Raw genomic sequence first — 13,260 nt, 5'->3', positions numbered from 1 at the left:
TGTCGACGTAACCAACGGCAGGAGGGGCCATGCCCGTCATCTCGATCGGCAACCTGGTCAAGACGTTCGGCGCCATCCGGGCACTCGACGGGTTGGACCTGCACGTCGAGCAGGGGGAGGTGCACGGTTTCCTCGGGCCCAACGGCTCCGGAAAGTCCACCACCATCCGGATCCTGCTCGGGCTGCTCCGCCGCGACTCCGGCGACGCCCAGGTGCTCGGCGCCGACCCGTGGCGCGACGCGGTCCGCCTGCACCGCCGACTGGCGTACGTGCCGGGTGACGTCAACCTCTGGCCCAACCTCACCGGCGGGGAAGCCATCGACCTGCTCGGTCAGCTGCGCGGCGGCCTCGACCCTCGTCGCCGCGACGAGCTGCTGCACCGCTTCGACCTGGACCCGACCCGCCGTTGCCGCACCTACTCCAAGGGCAACCGGCAGAAGGTCGCCATCGTCGCCGCCTTCTCCTCACCGGTGGAGCTGTACGTGCTCGACGAGCCGACCTCCGGCCTCGACCCCCTCATGGAGGCGGTGTTCCAGGACGAGGTCCGGCGGGTCAAGCAGGCCGGCGCCACGGTGCTGCTCTCCAGCCACGTGCTCGCCGAGGTCGAGGCGCTCTGCGACCGGGTCAGCATCATCCGCGAAGGCCGCACCGTCGAGTCCGGCACCCTCACCGAGCTGCGCCACCTCACCCGCACGGCGGTGACCGTCGAGACCGCCCGCCCGGTCACCGGCCTGGACGCGCTGCCCGGTGTGCACGACGTGCACGAGGTCGACGGCCGCACCCACCTGGAGGTCGAGCCCGCCCACCTCGACGAGCTGCTCGGCCAGCTCATCCGCTTCGGCGTCCGCGCGCTGACCAGCACACCACCCACCCTGGAGCAGCTCTTCCTCCGCCACTACGGCGACGACCCCGCCGCCGCTGCTGGGTCGGGCGCTGGTCCTGCCGCCGGTGCCGCGTCGGCCGATGGCTACGGTGCCGATGCTGGGTCGGCCGACGGTCCTGGCGCCGCCGCCACGTCGGCCGATGGATCTGCCGCCGGTGTGCAGGCTGACGCGCCGCAGGGCGGTGCCCGATGAGCGCCCTCACCGGCACGACCCGGCTGGCCCGGCTCGTGCTGCGCCGCGACCGGATCCGCCTCGCCATCTGGATCCTCGGCACGCCCCTGCTCGGCTACGCCCTGGCCGGCAGCGTCGCCGGCATCTACCCGGACCAGGAGGCCCGGCTGGGCTACGCCACCACCTCGGCGTCCAGTCTGGTCGCCCGCGCCTTCAACGGCCCCATCCACGGCACCGACCTCGGTGCCGTGGTCGTCGCCGAGACGTACGTGACGTTGGCTCTGATCGTCGCGCTGATGAGCACCTTCGCGGTGACCCGGCACACCCGTCAGAACGAGGAAACCGGCCGCGCCGAACTGCTCGGCGCCAACGTGGTCGGCCGGTACGCGCCGCTCACCGCCGCGCTGCTCGTCATCGGCGCGGCGAACACCCTGGCCGCCGTGCTGCTCGCGGTCGCCCTGGTCGGCGCCGGTCTGCCGCTCGCCGGCTCCGTCGCGGCAGCGGCCGCGATCGGTGGCGTCGGGGTCGCCTTCACCGCGATCGCCGCCGTCACCGCCCAGCTCTCCGTCACCTCACGCGGCGCCAACGCGCTCGCCGCCGCCACCGTCGGGCTGTCCTTCGTGCTGCGCGCCGCCGGCGACGTGCTCGGCGAACAGAGCGCCGACGGCACCCGCGTGCGCAGCGCCTGGCCGTCGTGGATCTCCCCACTCGGCTGGGGCAACCAGGTACGAGCCTTCGACGGTGAACGCTGGTGGGTGCTCGCCCTGCCCGTCGCGCTGCTGCTCGCCGGGGTGGCGCTGGCGTACGCCCTCGCCGAACGACGCGACCAGGGCGCCGGGCTGATCGCCCCCCGACGCGGCCCGGCAACCGGCGCGCCACGGCTGCTCAGCCCCACCGGGTTGGCCTGGCGGACGCAGCGCGGCACGCTGCTCGGCTGGGCGGTCGGGGTGGCAGTGCTCGGTCTCTCCATGGGCGTCGCCGCCGACGAGTTCAACGACATGATCGACGCGAATCCGGCCGCCGCCGAAGCGATCAACGCGATGGGTGGCGGAGCGAACCTGATCAACGCGTACCTGGCCGCGATGCTCGGCCTCTTCGCCCTGACCATCGGCGCGTACGTCGTGCAGGCCCTGCTGCGCGTACGCGGCGACGAAACCGACGGGATGCTGGAGGCCGCCCTCGCCACGGCGGTCAGCCGAACCCGCTGGCTCGGCACCCAGGTGCTCGCCGCGACGCTCGGCGCGGTCGCTCTGCTGCTCCTCGCCGGCGTGACCACCGGCCTCGGCTACGGCATAGTCACCGGAGACCCACTCGGTCAGGCTGTCGAGCTGGGCGGTGCCGCGCTGCTGCGCCTGCCCGCCCTGCTCGTGATCGCCGGGGTGGTGACCGCGATCTTCGGGCTGCTGCCCCGCTGGTCGGTGGTGCTGTCCTGGACGGCGCTGCTGGTCTTCCTGCTCCTCGGGCAGCTCGGCGCGGTGCTGAAGCTGCCGCAGGCCGCGCTCAACGTCTCGCCGTACACCCATGTGCCGGCCGTGCCCGCTGTCGACCCGGCGGCGCTTCCCCTGGTGGTGCTGGCGGCGGTGGCCGCGGCCCTGCTCGCCGTCGGCGTGGCCGCCTTCCGCCACCGTGACGTCCCCTCCTGACCCGCGTACGTGCGTTCCGATGATCGTTGGCAGCTCAGGCAGTCAGCGGGCGTGGGCCGGGGCTGACGGCAGTTGCCCGGGGCTGGCAGCCTCTAGCGCGTGAGCGACCTTCTGACGCAGCTTCCGGCGCTTCTCGGCGTCCTGGTTGGCACCGTGGGCACGATCCTCGCCACCTCCCTCGCCGACCGCGCCCGATGGCGTCGCAGCCAGAGCGTCCGCTGGGACGAGCGGCGGCTCGACGCGTACGTCGACTACGCGCACGCCCTCAAGGAGAGTCACGCCGTGGCGCTGCGACTCACAGCCGACCATCGGCCGGGATCGCGGAGCCACCCCATCGACCGCGAGGAGGGGCTGGTCCGGCTGGCTGAGGCGGACGCCCGGCGGACCATCGTCTGGGAGAACCTGTTGCTGCTCGGCGACCAGCCGACGGTCGCCGCCGCCGCCACCTGGCGGGACGCGATCTGGCAGGTGGAACGGCTCGCTCGTGGAATCGCCGAGCCGCCATCGGACGTGGCGGGGATGCTGACCCGCGTCGACGAGGCCCGCGACGGGTACTACCGGGCGGCCCGGCGAAGTCTCGGGGTGCGCGGGGGGTCGGTGGAGCAGTCCGCGATGCTGCGGCAGGCGTTGGTCGACCGGTCCACCGCGATGCCGGAGGTACCCACCACCTGAGTGCGGCGGTTCCGTTGGCCCGATGCGGGCGGGTGTTGGGCCGTCCACAATCGGCCCATGCGACGTCGCGGTGGAAGTGGGATCGCTGGGCGTCGCCGTGGCTGGCCCGTGTTCAGGGCGGATGCCCATTCGACGGAGATCGCGCTGGCGGATCATCGCGGTGGCGCCACCCGTTGTCGGGAGCCGGACCACACGCGCCCATGCGAGCCTTTGCGTTGACGAACTTCGATGTCCCGGTCTCGGTTCAGCGCGGAGCCGCCATGCGCCGTGGACAGTGATGAGGAGGCTTCATGCGCGGACGCAGATGGGCGACCCTGGCGACGGCGGTGGCCCTGGCACTGGGCGGAGTGGTCGGGTTCAGCGCCACTCCGGCTGCGGCGGATCCACCAGGCGGCACGCTGCGCAACGTTTACTCCGACGGTCAGTTCTGCAACAGCTACGGCAGTGAGGGTGTTCGGACCGGTCTCTGGAGCTGGTACTACTGCGAGTACCGCCAGTACGGCCCCAGCGCCCCCGGCTTCTACTTCCTCTGGACCTTCACCTACTAGCGCGCGCACCTGTCTTGACGGGCGCTTTCGGGGCCGATTGGCCGCCGTCGGGTCGACCAGCCGGCGGCGGCCATTCGCCATGGAATAGGTGTGGCTACGTAGCTGATCCGGCAGCGGGCATGGCTCGGGCGCAGCGATGGCTCGACGAGCGGATTTCCGGGCGGGTCCGCGACCAGGTGTGGATCGGGCGTGAAGAAGAGCCGTCACCTGACGATCGTCGGACCCCGTGTACGACCGATTTCCTGACAGCGTCCGCAGGCCCCACGGCGTACCGTCCGGGTCAGGCATGGGGAGGAGCCGGATGAGTTTCTTGCAGCAGGCAGAGCAGTCGCTGGACACCGAGCGGATGTTCGATGCCGACACGAAGGCGATGGGCTACCTGCCCAACTACACCAGGTTGTTCGCCCAGAGCCCAGCGGTGTACCTGGCATGGCAGCAGCTCAACGGTTCGGTGAAGGCCGGCATGGAGTTGCGCCGCTATGAGTTGGTGACGCTCGCCGCAGCCCGGGCCCTGAAATCCTCCTACTGCGGCCTGGCGCATGGAAAGGTCCTACGCGACAAGTTCTTCGACGCGCCAACCGTCGCCGCCATCGCGTCAGACACTGGCAGCGCCGGTCTCTCCGCGCAGGAGGTCGCAGTCGTCGACTTTGCAGCAAAGGTCGCGGTCGATGCGAACTCCGTCACCGAGGCCGACGTCGAGAGCCTGCGTGGTCACGGTCTCGATGACACGGATATCTTCCACGTGATCCTCGCCGTCGGCGCCAGATGCTTCTTCAGCACTGTCCTCAGCGCTGCCGGGGCTGAGCCCGATCCGCAGTACAACGAGAGCCTGGACGTGGATCTGCGGCAGGCGCTGAGCTTCGGCGGTTAGACCCACCGAATAACGTTGAGCAGGAACAGTTCGTCGGCCATCCGAACCTGCAGAACGTTGCGACCACGTCCATCAGAATCCGACAGCATCAATAGGTGCAGGCGAGGCGCGCACCCGTCTGGCTGCAGGCAATCTCGCTGGAGCGGCAAAATGCCTGATCTTCAGCGACAGGACCGATTGGCAGCGACCAGCCGGGTGCTTAGGGTTATCAGTTCTTCACCCTGAGCGACGGCGAGCCGATTGGCGGACTGTGGATGGCTGGGAACACGCACAGAGCGAACTGCGCCAACGCCCAGAACCCGGGCTGCACGTGCTCCGGCTGTGGTGGCTCGCTGCATGGCTGGGACGGGTGGGCGAAGCTCGCCGTCGAGCGTCCAGCCGTGCGTGACGAGCGGAGAAGCGCGCTCAAGAGCGACATCGGCAAGGACCGCACTGGGGCACTGGCATTCAACGCCAAGAACCGGCAGAAATCCCTGGACCTCGCCCGTCTGGACCTCGCCAACCACCTGTGGTCAGCGGACCCCCGCCCCAAGGGCGACGCGCCGCTGCCGCGTCACTTCGACGTCGGCGACCGAGCGGCGGTGGCATTCGACAACGGCCGGATCAACATCCTCGCCGATTCGATCATGGTTGACCCGTGGGACGAAATATCGGAGGGCATCGACGACCTCGTCCAGAACAAGCAGACCGCCCGGGAGGTCAAGAAGGGCCTGGCCAGTCACGGCTGGTGCAGGCTGCTTGTCGCGCTGATCCAGTTGATCGAGCACTCCCGCGCGTGCATGGTCTGCCAGTCGCGCAAAGCCCGCTTGATCCGGTCGTTCTCCTGGCTGAGCAGCCGTACCGTCTCGTTGAGCATGGCCAGCTCGTCGGCCACCCGAGCCTGGAACTCGCGTACCTCATCGGGGTCGACGCCGCGCCGGCACGCGGCGAATGGTCAGGGCAATGCGCGATGTGCTGCTCGGTGCCGACCCACCGGTCACCCTCACCGGTCGAGCGAAGAGCAGACTCGCTGTTCTACGAGACGACGCGGCCTCTGTCGTCCATCCCGCGGGCCCGGTGCTGGTCAGGGACGGCGCCGCTCCGGCTGCGGCGGACCCGCCAGGCGGCACGCTGCGTAACGTCTACTCCGACGGTCAGTTCTGCAACAGTTACGGCAGTGAGGGTGTTCGGGCCGGCCTGTGGAGCTGGTACTACTGCGAGTACCGCCAGTACACCCCCAACGCCCCCGGCTTTTACTTCCTGTGGAACTCCACCTACTAGCCAGCGCACCTGCTCGGACGGGCGCTCTCGGACCCGATTGGCCGCCGCCGGGTCGACTCGACTGGCGGTGGCCTTTCGCCATGGGTGGGTGGCTGCCCAACTGTTCCGTCGGTGTGCGGAGCTCAGCAGCGCATACCACAGCTGGGTAGGACTCGGGCCGTCATCCACAGGTGCTTCTGCCGTCCACAGCGACCCCCGCGAGGGCGACGCTCGACGGCAGGGTGGGCCGGTGGACGCACGCTTGCAATCCCTGCTCGACCGAGGCGGTGGCCTGGCTACCCGGCGGGACGTGCTCCGCGTGGCGCCGCCGTGGACACTCCAGGGCGCGTACCGAGCCGGTCGAATAGTCCGGGTCCTGCCGGAGGTCTACGTCGATGCGGCGCTCGTCCGGGATACCCACGCTGATCTGCCACCTTTCGCGCGGATCGAACCGGAGCTGGCTCGTCGCGCCGCGCTGGCGTACGCGGGAGGGCGCGGGGCGCTCAGTCGACTGAGCGCGCTCGACGTGTGGGGCGTACGCCGTCAGCCGCCGGGTGAGCCGGTGCATATCGACCTGTCTACCGAATCGGGCATGAGGAGTTCGCCGCATCTCATGGTGCGGCACCGGCCGGGTTTAGTGATTGAGCCACCGCACGTGGTGATGCGGCGCGGGTTGCCGGTTACCCGGCTTGATCGGACCCTGGTGGACTGTTGGCCCCTGTTGCCGTCGGTCGACCGATCCAGCCTGCTCATCCGCGCGGTCAACGACCGGCTGACCACGCCGCAGCGCCTCGCCGCCGCTCTTGCCGAGGTGCCGAGGTTGACCGACCGCGCGGCGGTGCGCGGCTTGGTGGGTCGCCTCGCCGCTGGGTGCCGCAGCCCCTTGGAGGTCTGGGGGCACGACCACGTCTTCACCGGCCCGGGAATGCCGAGGTTCACCCGGCAGGCGCGGGTACGGGTCGGTGCCCGGACGATCTACCTCGACATGTTCGCCGAGGCGGAACGGGTCAACATCGAGCTGGATGGCGCGACCAGCCATGGCGATCCGGCCGAACGCGAGATTGACCTCCGTCGCGACGCCCTGCTCGCCACCGTTGGGATCCTCGTCGTCCGCTTCAGCCACCGTCGTCTCACCACGGATCCGGCCAAGGTCCGCCAGGAGACTCTGACCATCCTCGCCAACCGGCACGGCTGCCCATGATCACTTGATGCTTAGTAGTTCTCGACAGCCCCAAACAACTACTCCCCATCAAGTGATCTTGGAGAAGCTTGTTGGGGGACCTGGACGGTCGGGTCGCTTGAGGGGTTGGCGTGGCGGTGGAGGAGGTCGGCGATCCACCGTGCGGCTTCTCGTTGCGCCGTGAGCATGTGGTCGCGGGCGTCGGCCAGGTCATCGTCGTCTGTGTGATCATCCAGGATGGCCGTCCACCGACGGCTCAGCTCCTCGGCGTACCGGGCCTGCCGGAGCTGCTCGTCGAACTGGTATTCCAGCTTGACGAGGCGGTCGACGTGCGGCTGAAGCGCCGGCATGATCCGCTCGTCGAGTCGTACGGCGGCGTCGGGGCGGCAGGTGAGCGTGATGTCGCCCCGTTGGTAGTGCCACAGGGGATCCTCGTCGAGCGCCCGCTGCAACGCCACCTCCAGGTCTCCGGCCCGGTGTGGGGGCAGGTCCCTGGCGGCGTCGGCGGCCAGCCGGGTCAGCCGCTGGATCGCGTTCGGTTGGAAGTACTGCACGTACCAGCTCAGCACCTCGGCCCGCAGGCTCGCCGGTGACGACCAGGCGAAGGTGGCGCGGATGTAGAACGAGTACACGTATCCGCGAGCGGGGACCGCGATCAGCCGGGGCGCGTCGCGCTGTTCGACGAGTGGACCGGACGGCGACGGCGGGGCCGCGGAGCCGACGGGCGCCTCGTCCTGGAGCGCGGCGACCAGCCGATCCCAGCTACGAGCCCACCACCGCCAGCCTTGCACGGCGGCGTCGCGGGCGATGGTCAACCCGCGTACGCCCCGGTGTCGCGACTGGTCCGCGGGCCTGGGCCTCCCGTCGGGGGCGTCCGTCATGGCACCCCTCCACGGTCACGGATCCGCGTTTCACGCTAACAACCGGTGACCGATATGTCCGCCGCCACGCCGTCACCGAGCGGACGGCATGTCGACACGATCCAGGCCGTGCGCGTCGGGTGGCGCTCAACCGCGCACGAGCGCTGAAACAGATGATCGTCCGCGGTTCACCGAGCATTGTGGAGCAGTTGGGACACTGAGGGGTGTTGCCGTCGACCGGCAACGGTGAGACTGGGTCCGGTCCGACAATCACGCGGATCGATCGATTGGATGGTCTGGAGGCAGCCTGTGTCCACCCTCGTGTCCCCGCTGGCCACGCTCGGCGCGATCCGCCGGCGTACCACCACCCTCGCCCTGCTCCTCGCCATGGTCGCCGCCGCGCTGGTCGGCCCGTCCGTGGTCTCGCCTCGATTGACCGACCCGGCCTCGGCGGCGGTCTACAGCTCCTGCACCATGAGCCGCTGCGCGGACGCCCGTACCGCCCGCTCGGGCTGGTCGGCCAAGGGGTTCCCGACCAGCCGAGGCTGGTACTCCTGGAGCGGCGGGAAGTCCAACTTCGCCGGCGGCCAGTTCTACAACTACGAGGGTCAACTGCCCACCAACGCCACCTACCACGAGTACGACGTCTACCCGCGCACCCAGGGCGCCGCGCGGGACGCGTACCGGATCGTGGTGAACCGCAGTACCGGCGTCACCTGGTTCTCGCCCAACCACTACACCGACTTCTACCGGCTCTGAGTGGCCTGGGGCCGGCCGGCCGCGACGGTCGGCTGGCCCCGCCCGGGGCGTCGTCGTCCCGGTCAGATGTAGCCCCGGTCAGATCAGGAGGAACGTCATGGTCGACGAGGACGCGGGTCGGGTGTCCGATTGGCTGATCGTCTGCCGGGACGGAGCCCTCGACGTGCCCGGCGCGGTGGTGCTCGCCGGAACGACGACGCGGACCAGGGCCGGTCTGTTCGCCGCCCTCGCCGCCGTGCTGGCCCTGCCGACCTACCTGGGGAACACCTGGGACGCCCTCTCCGACGTGCTCCGCGACCGGCTCGACACCGGTCCGCTCACAGTGCTGATCACCGACGCCGGCCAGCTGCTGGTCGACGAGCCGTCCGATCAGTACCGTCTGCTCCTCGCCGTGCTCGGCGACCTCGCCGCCAGCGCCCCGCATCCGTTGCGCGTCGTCCTCGACGAGGCAGTGCGGTCGTGACCGCTGCCCAGCCCTGCCGTCAGCGGCAGTGGCAACGGCAGTGGCAACGGCAACGGCAACGGCAACGGCAACGGCAGCTGCAACTGAGACTCACGATGAGTGACGGCCCGGCGGTGCGGGTCGGTGTCACCCGCACCGCCGGTCCTTCGGGTCAGTGCGTCGCGGGCGGGATGCTCTGCTCGTACTGGAAGACGTTGTGCGGGTCGTACTTCGCCTTGATCTTGCGTAGCCGCGGGAAGTTGCGCCCCCAGTAGGCCTTCTCCCACTCGGCCATGCCGATGTTCGGCACGTTGACGTAGGCGCCGTCCACGTAGGGCCGCAGCGCCTGGCTGAACTCGGCGATCCAGGTCTGGGCGATCGGCGTGATGGCATCGTCGCTGTCGGGTTCGCCGCGTTTGCCCCAGCCGACGCCTGGCTCGGAGTAGAAGAGCGCGTCGCGGTGCGGGAAGGCAGCGCCACCGAATGGCTCCTGCCGTTGCGCCCCGCGGCCGAAGGCCTGGGTGAAGAAGTTGCTGTCGGGCGAGGGCGCCTTCTCCATGAACTCACGGACGATGCTGACCGCCTTCTCCGGGAATGGCTCGCGAGTGAACTGGGAGAAGAACTTCCACTTCGCGGGTTCGTCCTCGTTCGGGATCTGGAAGCCGGCGTAGACGTCGCCCCAGCCGCCGATCTGCACTGTGACAGTGGGGTTGCCGATCGACAGGATCGGCGCCAGCAGCTTCCTGGCCTCCGCCTCGGATCCCTCCGCGAGCACCGCGAACAGCAGGATCTCATCCGGGTGGACCTCGACCTGGGTGCCGAGGCGCGGGTCGGTGAAGGGCGCGACACGCTGCCAGGCGTCGAAGACCTCGTGCAGGTCGCCGAGACCGGGCCAGGTCACCTGCAGGTAGGCGACGCTGGTGAGCGGAGCGACCTGGTAGGTCAGGGAGGTGACGATCCCGAAGTTGCCGTTGCCCGCTCCGCGCAGCGCCCAGAGCAGGTCCGGGTAGTTCCACTGGTCCACCTCGAGCACCTTCGCCCCGTCGGCTCCCGCCGCCACGACGATCTCCGCGCCGATCAGGTTGTCGCAGGCCATCCCGAGGTAGCGGGTGAGGAAGCCGAAGCCGCCGCCGAGGGTGGCGCCGGAGAGGCCCACTGTGCCCTCCGTGCCCGTCGTCGCCGCGAGGTCGTGTTCCCCGAGGGCGGTCACCGCCTCCGACTGGGTGAGCCCCGCGCCGACCTTCGCCGTGCGGGTGGCGGTGTCGATGTGGACGTCCTTCAGCTCGCTGACGTCGATCACGATGCCGTTGTCGACGTTCGACCAGCCTTCCAGGTTGTGCCGGCCACTGCGTACCCGCAGTGCGACGTCGTGCTGCCGCGCCCAGGTGAGGGCGTTGACCACGTCCTGGGTCTCCTGAGCGAAGACGATGACCAGCGGATAGTGCACGAACAGCTCGTCCCAGCCGAGGCTGGCCTCCGCGTAGTTGGGGCTCTGCGGGCGGACGATCCGGCCGGTCAGCTGTGCCGGCGGGAACGTCGTGTCGGAGGGCCACCCGGGACCGTCGGCCGCGACGGCCGAGCTGCCGACGATCACGCTCGGGATGGCGACCGCTCCGGCGCCGACGGCCGTCGCCCTGAGCAGATCACGACGGGAAAGGTCGCGCATGGTCCGAATCCTCTCGATTGGTGACACGCCCGAAAAATGAACCGAGAGGGGCACTTCCTCTCATCTGGCGCAAACCAACCGTAATGCCCGAGGCTTCGGGGTAGATCTGAGAACTTGTCACGGAACCCGGTCGGGTGATCCGGGGACGGGTCAGTTCGGGGCGGGCTGGTCCAGGATGGCGCTGAACCGCTCCTCGGCAAGGTCCAGCTGGCCGAAGATGTGCCGCTTCACCGCTGGCGACAACGGGGTGTCCGGCCGGCCGATCAGGTCCCGGAACAGCGGCACCAGCGGTCGGTACTTCCGAGCCGACGAGATCACCTTCGGCCCGACCGTGTGGATCACGCCCACCCCGTTGTCGGTGAAGTCCGACACCTTGATCACCCGGGCCCAGGGCTCCCGGTCCAGGCTGACCGCCAGATGCTCCCGGTACTGCGCGTTGCGGTCCCGCTCGGGGTCGTACACCGGATTGGTGACCGCGGCGACCAGGGTGGCCACCCGTGGCCCGAACCGCGCGGCGAGCGCGGCCAGCGCGGCCCCGGTCGGGTCGGTGCCCGGGTCGCCATCGGCCAGCTCGACCGGATGGTCCTCCACCGCGTCGTGCAGCAGACCGGCGACGATCACGTCCACGTCCCGCACCTGGTAGTGGTGCATCAGCCGGATCGCCACCCGCAGCAGGTGGTTCAGGTACGGCTCGCGGACCCGTCGATCGTCGCGGTGCAGCTCGGCGGCGAGGTCGAGCGCGGCGGTCAACCGCGCCCGGGCGGCGTCGTCGAACTGCTGAACCTCCAACCGGAAACGTTCCAGCAGGCCCGGTTCGCCGTGGATCTCGGTGATCGCGTGCATTGGCATGCTGCCCAGGTGCGGCGGGAAGTCCATGCGTCACTTATAGCCGATCTTCACCAGATCGATGAGCCCGTACGTCGCCGACCCGACCGCGAGTCGCGGGCGCGCCGAGCCGTCAGATCGGCAGCCGATCGGCGCCGGCGAGCGGGCCCACCAGGAGGGGGACCAGCGGCGCTGGCAGCACGGGGTCGCGGCGCAGGGTGGGCGTCCAGCCCGCGTCCGCGGCCAGGTCGGGGTCATGTGTCGCGTTGTACGCCGCCAGCAGGTCGACCGGTCGGGCCGCGCCGCCGCCCTGACGGACCCAGGAGCCTCGCTCGGTCACCGCGGTGCCGCCCCAGTCGTGGAGCAGGTCCGCCGGGTCGACCGCCGCGTCCACAGTGAAGAAGTTGTTCTGCGCGTAGATCGCCGACTGGACACCCACGCCGAGCGCGTACTGGAAGTCGTCCCCACCGAGCCGGTAGTGGTTGTTGTAGACGTCGACCTGACCGAAACGCACCCGGGGCAGCCGTTGCAGGACGCCGTCGAAGAGGTTGTGGTGCACTGTGACCTTCAGCCGGCCCACGTCCGGCCCGACCGTGTTGGACGAGCCGATCAACAGCAGCTTGTCCCGACCGGTGAAGCGGTTCCAGGAGGCGGTGACCAGGCTGGCGGTGTGCGTGACGTCCAGCGACCCGTCGTGCACCTGGTACGGCCGACCGAAGTGGACCGGCTGGGCGCTGTCCGGGTTGTCGCCGTCGGTGAAGGTGTTGTGGTCGACCCAGACGTTCTCGCTGCGGCGTACCGAGATCTGGTCGTACTGGCTGTTCCAATTGCCGGCGTCGCCGTCGGTCGGCGACCAGGCGGGGAAGCAGTCCCGGGCGTCGACGAGGGTCAGGTTGCGGACGATGACGTTCGACGCCCGGTCGATCATGAGGGTGAGGCCGGTCAGTCGAGCGCCGCGCAGGCCGACGATGGTGGTGTTCGGCCCGACGTTGATCTGGGTCTGCCGGGTCTGGTTGGTCACCGAACGCACCCGAGCCTCCTCCAGCGGCCCGCTCGGTGGCACCCGTCCCCACACCGCCGGGTCGTACGCGGCCAGGTAGGCGTCCAACCGGTATCCGGGGTCGGCCAGGTCGGCGCAGCTCAGCGGCGTGCCGTCGGGCCCCTCGAAGCCGTCGATCGCACCGTCGACGTAGATGAGCTTCGGGGTGGCGTCGGCGGCGTTGCCGGCGTTGTCGCCGCCCAGCGCGGCGACCAGTTCCGCGCGGCTGTGGACCACCCGGGTCCGCTCGGGAGTGGCCGCCGAGCCGCCGGTGGTGCCGGGGCCGTCGGCCGCCCAACCATCGCGCTCGGGCAGTGTCTGCCGGCCGAGGCGGTCGGCCAACCAGGAGAGCCGGTCGGCGGGCGGGACGTCCGGACGGGCAGCGGCGGCGGCCGGGGCGGCGCCGAGAAGAAGGGCGACAACCGTGGCGCCGCCGAGGACTCTGCGCATCGACTCACTCC

The 13,260-nt window shown here is 70.0% G+C and carries 13 protein-coding genes and 2 pseudogenes; 9 read left to right on the top strand and 6 right to left on the bottom strand.

Annotation, left to right across the window (positions count from 1 at the left end; genetic code table 11):
- Positions 1 to 29: 29 nt before the first annotated feature.
- The 5 genes and pseudogenes from ACFYPG_RS01335 to ACFYPG_RS01315 all read left to right on the top strand — a co-directional run.
- Positions 30 to 944: pseudogene (locus tag ACFYPG_RS01335) on the top strand (ATP-binding cassette domain-containing protein); the annotation flags it as partial.
- 128 nt (positions 945 to 1,072) lie between these two features.
- Positions 1,073 to 2,698 (top strand): ABC transporter permease, encoded by a 1,626-nt coding sequence (locus ACFYPG_RS01330; RefSeq protein WP_387349440.1) that lies wholly within the window; start codon positions 1,073 to 1,075, stop codon positions 2,696 to 2,698.
- Positions 2,699 to 2,797: 99 nt separating this feature from the next.
- Positions 2,798 to 3,370, top strand: a complete 573-nt coding sequence (locus ACFYPG_RS01325; RefSeq protein WP_387349438.1) for a hypothetical protein — start codon at positions 2,798 to 2,800, stop codon at positions 3,368 to 3,370.
- 290 nt (positions 3,371 to 3,660) lie between these two features.
- Positions 3,661 to 3,918, top strand: a complete 258-nt coding sequence (locus ACFYPG_RS01320; protein ID WP_355007361.1) for a hypothetical protein — start codon at positions 3,661 to 3,663, stop codon at positions 3,916 to 3,918.
- Between the two features lie 301 nt (positions 3,919 to 4,219).
- Positions 4,220 to 4,789 carry a carboxymuconolactone decarboxylase family protein gene (locus ACFYPG_RS01315; protein ID WP_387349436.1) on the top strand — a complete coding sequence of 190 codons (570 nt, stop codon included), beginning with the start codon at positions 4,220 to 4,222 and terminating at the stop codon, positions 4,787 to 4,789.
- Positions 4,790 to 5,301: 512 nt separating this feature from the next.
- Here ACFYPG_RS01315 and ACFYPG_RS01310 read toward each other — a convergent pair.
- Both ACFYPG_RS01310 and ACFYPG_RS01305 read right to left on the bottom strand, forming a co-directional pair.
- Positions 5,302 to 5,556 carry a hypothetical protein gene (locus tag ACFYPG_RS01310; protein ID WP_355007363.1) on the bottom strand — a complete coding sequence of 85 codons (255 nt, stop codon included), beginning with the start codon at positions 5,554 to 5,556 and terminating at the stop codon, positions 5,302 to 5,304.
- Positions 5,508 to 5,708: pseudogene (locus ACFYPG_RS01305) on the bottom strand (hypothetical protein); the annotation flags it as partial. The gene ACFYPG_RS01310 and the pseudogene ACFYPG_RS01305, both read right to left, overlap by 49 nt.
- 23 nt (positions 5,709 to 5,731) lie before the next feature.
- On the opposite strand from ACFYPG_RS01305, the gene ACFYPG_RS01300 reads away from it, so the two are divergent.
- Both ACFYPG_RS01300 and ACFYPG_RS01295 read left to right on the top strand, forming a co-directional pair.
- Positions 5,732 to 6,049, top strand: a complete 318-nt coding sequence (locus ACFYPG_RS01300) for a hypothetical protein (RefSeq protein WP_355007364.1) — start codon at positions 5,732 to 5,734, stop codon at positions 6,047 to 6,049.
- 229 nt (positions 6,050 to 6,278) lie between these two features.
- Positions 6,279 to 7,229 carry a DUF559 domain-containing protein gene (locus tag ACFYPG_RS01295; protein ID WP_355007365.1) on the top strand — a complete coding sequence of 317 codons (951 nt, stop codon included), beginning with the start codon at positions 6,279 to 6,281 and terminating at the stop codon, positions 7,227 to 7,229.
- Positions 7,230 to 7,267: 38 nt separating this feature from the next.
- Here the strand turns inward: ACFYPG_RS01295 and ACFYPG_RS01290 are convergent, their stop codons facing one another.
- Complete coding sequence (locus ACFYPG_RS01290) at positions 7,268 to 8,089, bottom strand: hypothetical protein (RefSeq protein ID WP_387349434.1); 822 nt, start codon at positions 8,087 to 8,089, stop codon at positions 7,268 to 7,270.
- Positions 8,090 to 8,377: 288 nt separating this feature from the next.
- Here ACFYPG_RS01290 and ACFYPG_RS01285 point away from each other — a divergent pair, with 288 nt between their 5' ends.
- On the top strand, positions 8,378 to 8,827 hold the full coding sequence (locus ACFYPG_RS01285) for a ribonuclease domain-containing protein (RefSeq protein WP_357188211.1): 450 nt from the start codon (positions 8,378 to 8,380) through the stop codon (positions 8,825 to 8,827).
- 97 nt (positions 8,828 to 8,924) lie between these two features.
- Positions 8,925 to 9,290 carry a barstar family protein gene (locus ACFYPG_RS01280; RefSeq protein ID WP_387349432.1) on the top strand — a complete coding sequence of 122 codons (366 nt, stop codon included), beginning with the start codon at positions 8,925 to 8,927 and terminating at the stop codon, positions 9,288 to 9,290.
- Positions 9,291 to 9,441: 151 nt separating this feature from the next.
- Here ACFYPG_RS01280 and ACFYPG_RS01275 read toward each other — a convergent pair whose 3' ends face one another.
- From ACFYPG_RS01275 to ACFYPG_RS01265, 3 genes are all read right to left on the bottom strand, one after another.
- Positions 9,442 to 10,935, bottom strand: coding sequence for an FAD-binding oxidoreductase (locus ACFYPG_RS01275; RefSeq protein WP_387349430.1), 1,494 nt, complete (start codon positions 10,933 to 10,935; stop codon positions 9,442 to 9,444).
- A gap of 150 nt (positions 10,936 to 11,085) precedes the next feature.
- On the bottom strand, positions 11,086 to 11,811 hold the full coding sequence (locus ACFYPG_RS01270) for an HD domain-containing protein (RefSeq protein ID WP_091398550.1): 726 nt from the start codon (positions 11,809 to 11,811) through the stop codon (positions 11,086 to 11,088).
- A gap of 82 nt (positions 11,812 to 11,893) precedes the next feature.
- Positions 11,894 to 13,249 (bottom strand): polysaccharide lyase family 1 protein, encoded by a 1,356-nt coding sequence (locus tag ACFYPG_RS01265; RefSeq protein WP_387349428.1) that lies wholly within the window; start codon positions 13,247 to 13,249, stop codon positions 11,894 to 11,896.
- Between the last annotated feature and the right edge of the window lie 11 nt (positions 13,250 to 13,260).

Origin of the sequence: Micromonospora sp. NPDC005553, from assembly GCF_042871765.1 — a bacterium.
In the GTDB taxonomy this organism is placed as follows: domain Bacteria; phylum Actinomycetota; class Actinomycetes; order Mycobacteriales; family Micromonosporaceae; genus Micromonospora.
This window is presented reverse-complemented; position numbering and strand designations above follow the sequence as displayed.

Bases quoted from the DNA above. Each gene is read 5' to 3' on its own strand.
- ACFYPG_RS01330 (WP_387349440.1), top strand. From the start codon at position 1,073: ATGAGCGCCCTCACCGGCACGACCCGGCTGGCCCGGCTCGTGCTGCGC.
- ACFYPG_RS01320 (WP_355007361.1), top strand. From the start codon at position 3,661: ATGCGCGGACGCAGATGGGCGACCCTGGCGACGGCGGTGGCCCTGGCA.
- ACFYPG_RS01315 (WP_387349436.1), top strand. From the start codon at position 4,220: ATGAGTTTCTTGCAGCAGGCAGAGCAGTCGCTGGACACCGAGCGGATG.
- ACFYPG_RS01300 (WP_355007364.1), top strand. From the start codon at position 5,732: ATGCGCGATGTGCTGCTCGGTGCCGACCCACCGGTCACCCTCACCGGT.
- ACFYPG_RS01290 (WP_387349434.1), bottom strand. From the start codon at position 8,089: ATGACGGACGCCCCCGACGGGAGGCCCAGGCCCGCGGACCAGTCGCGA.
- ACFYPG_RS01280 (WP_387349432.1), top strand. From the start codon at position 8,925: ATGGTCGACGAGGACGCGGGTCGGGTGTCCGATTGGCTGATCGTCTGC.
- ACFYPG_RS01275 (WP_387349430.1), bottom strand. From the start codon at position 10,935: ATGCGCGACCTTTCCCGTCGTGATCTGCTCAGGGCGACGGCCGTCGGC.
- ACFYPG_RS01270 (WP_091398550.1), bottom strand. From the start codon at position 11,811: ATGGACTTCCCGCCGCACCTGGGCAGCATGCCAATGCACGCGATCACC.
- ACFYPG_RS01265 (WP_387349428.1), bottom strand. From the start codon at position 13,249: ATGCGCAGAGTCCTCGGCGGCGCCACGGTTGTCGCCCTTCTTCTCGGC.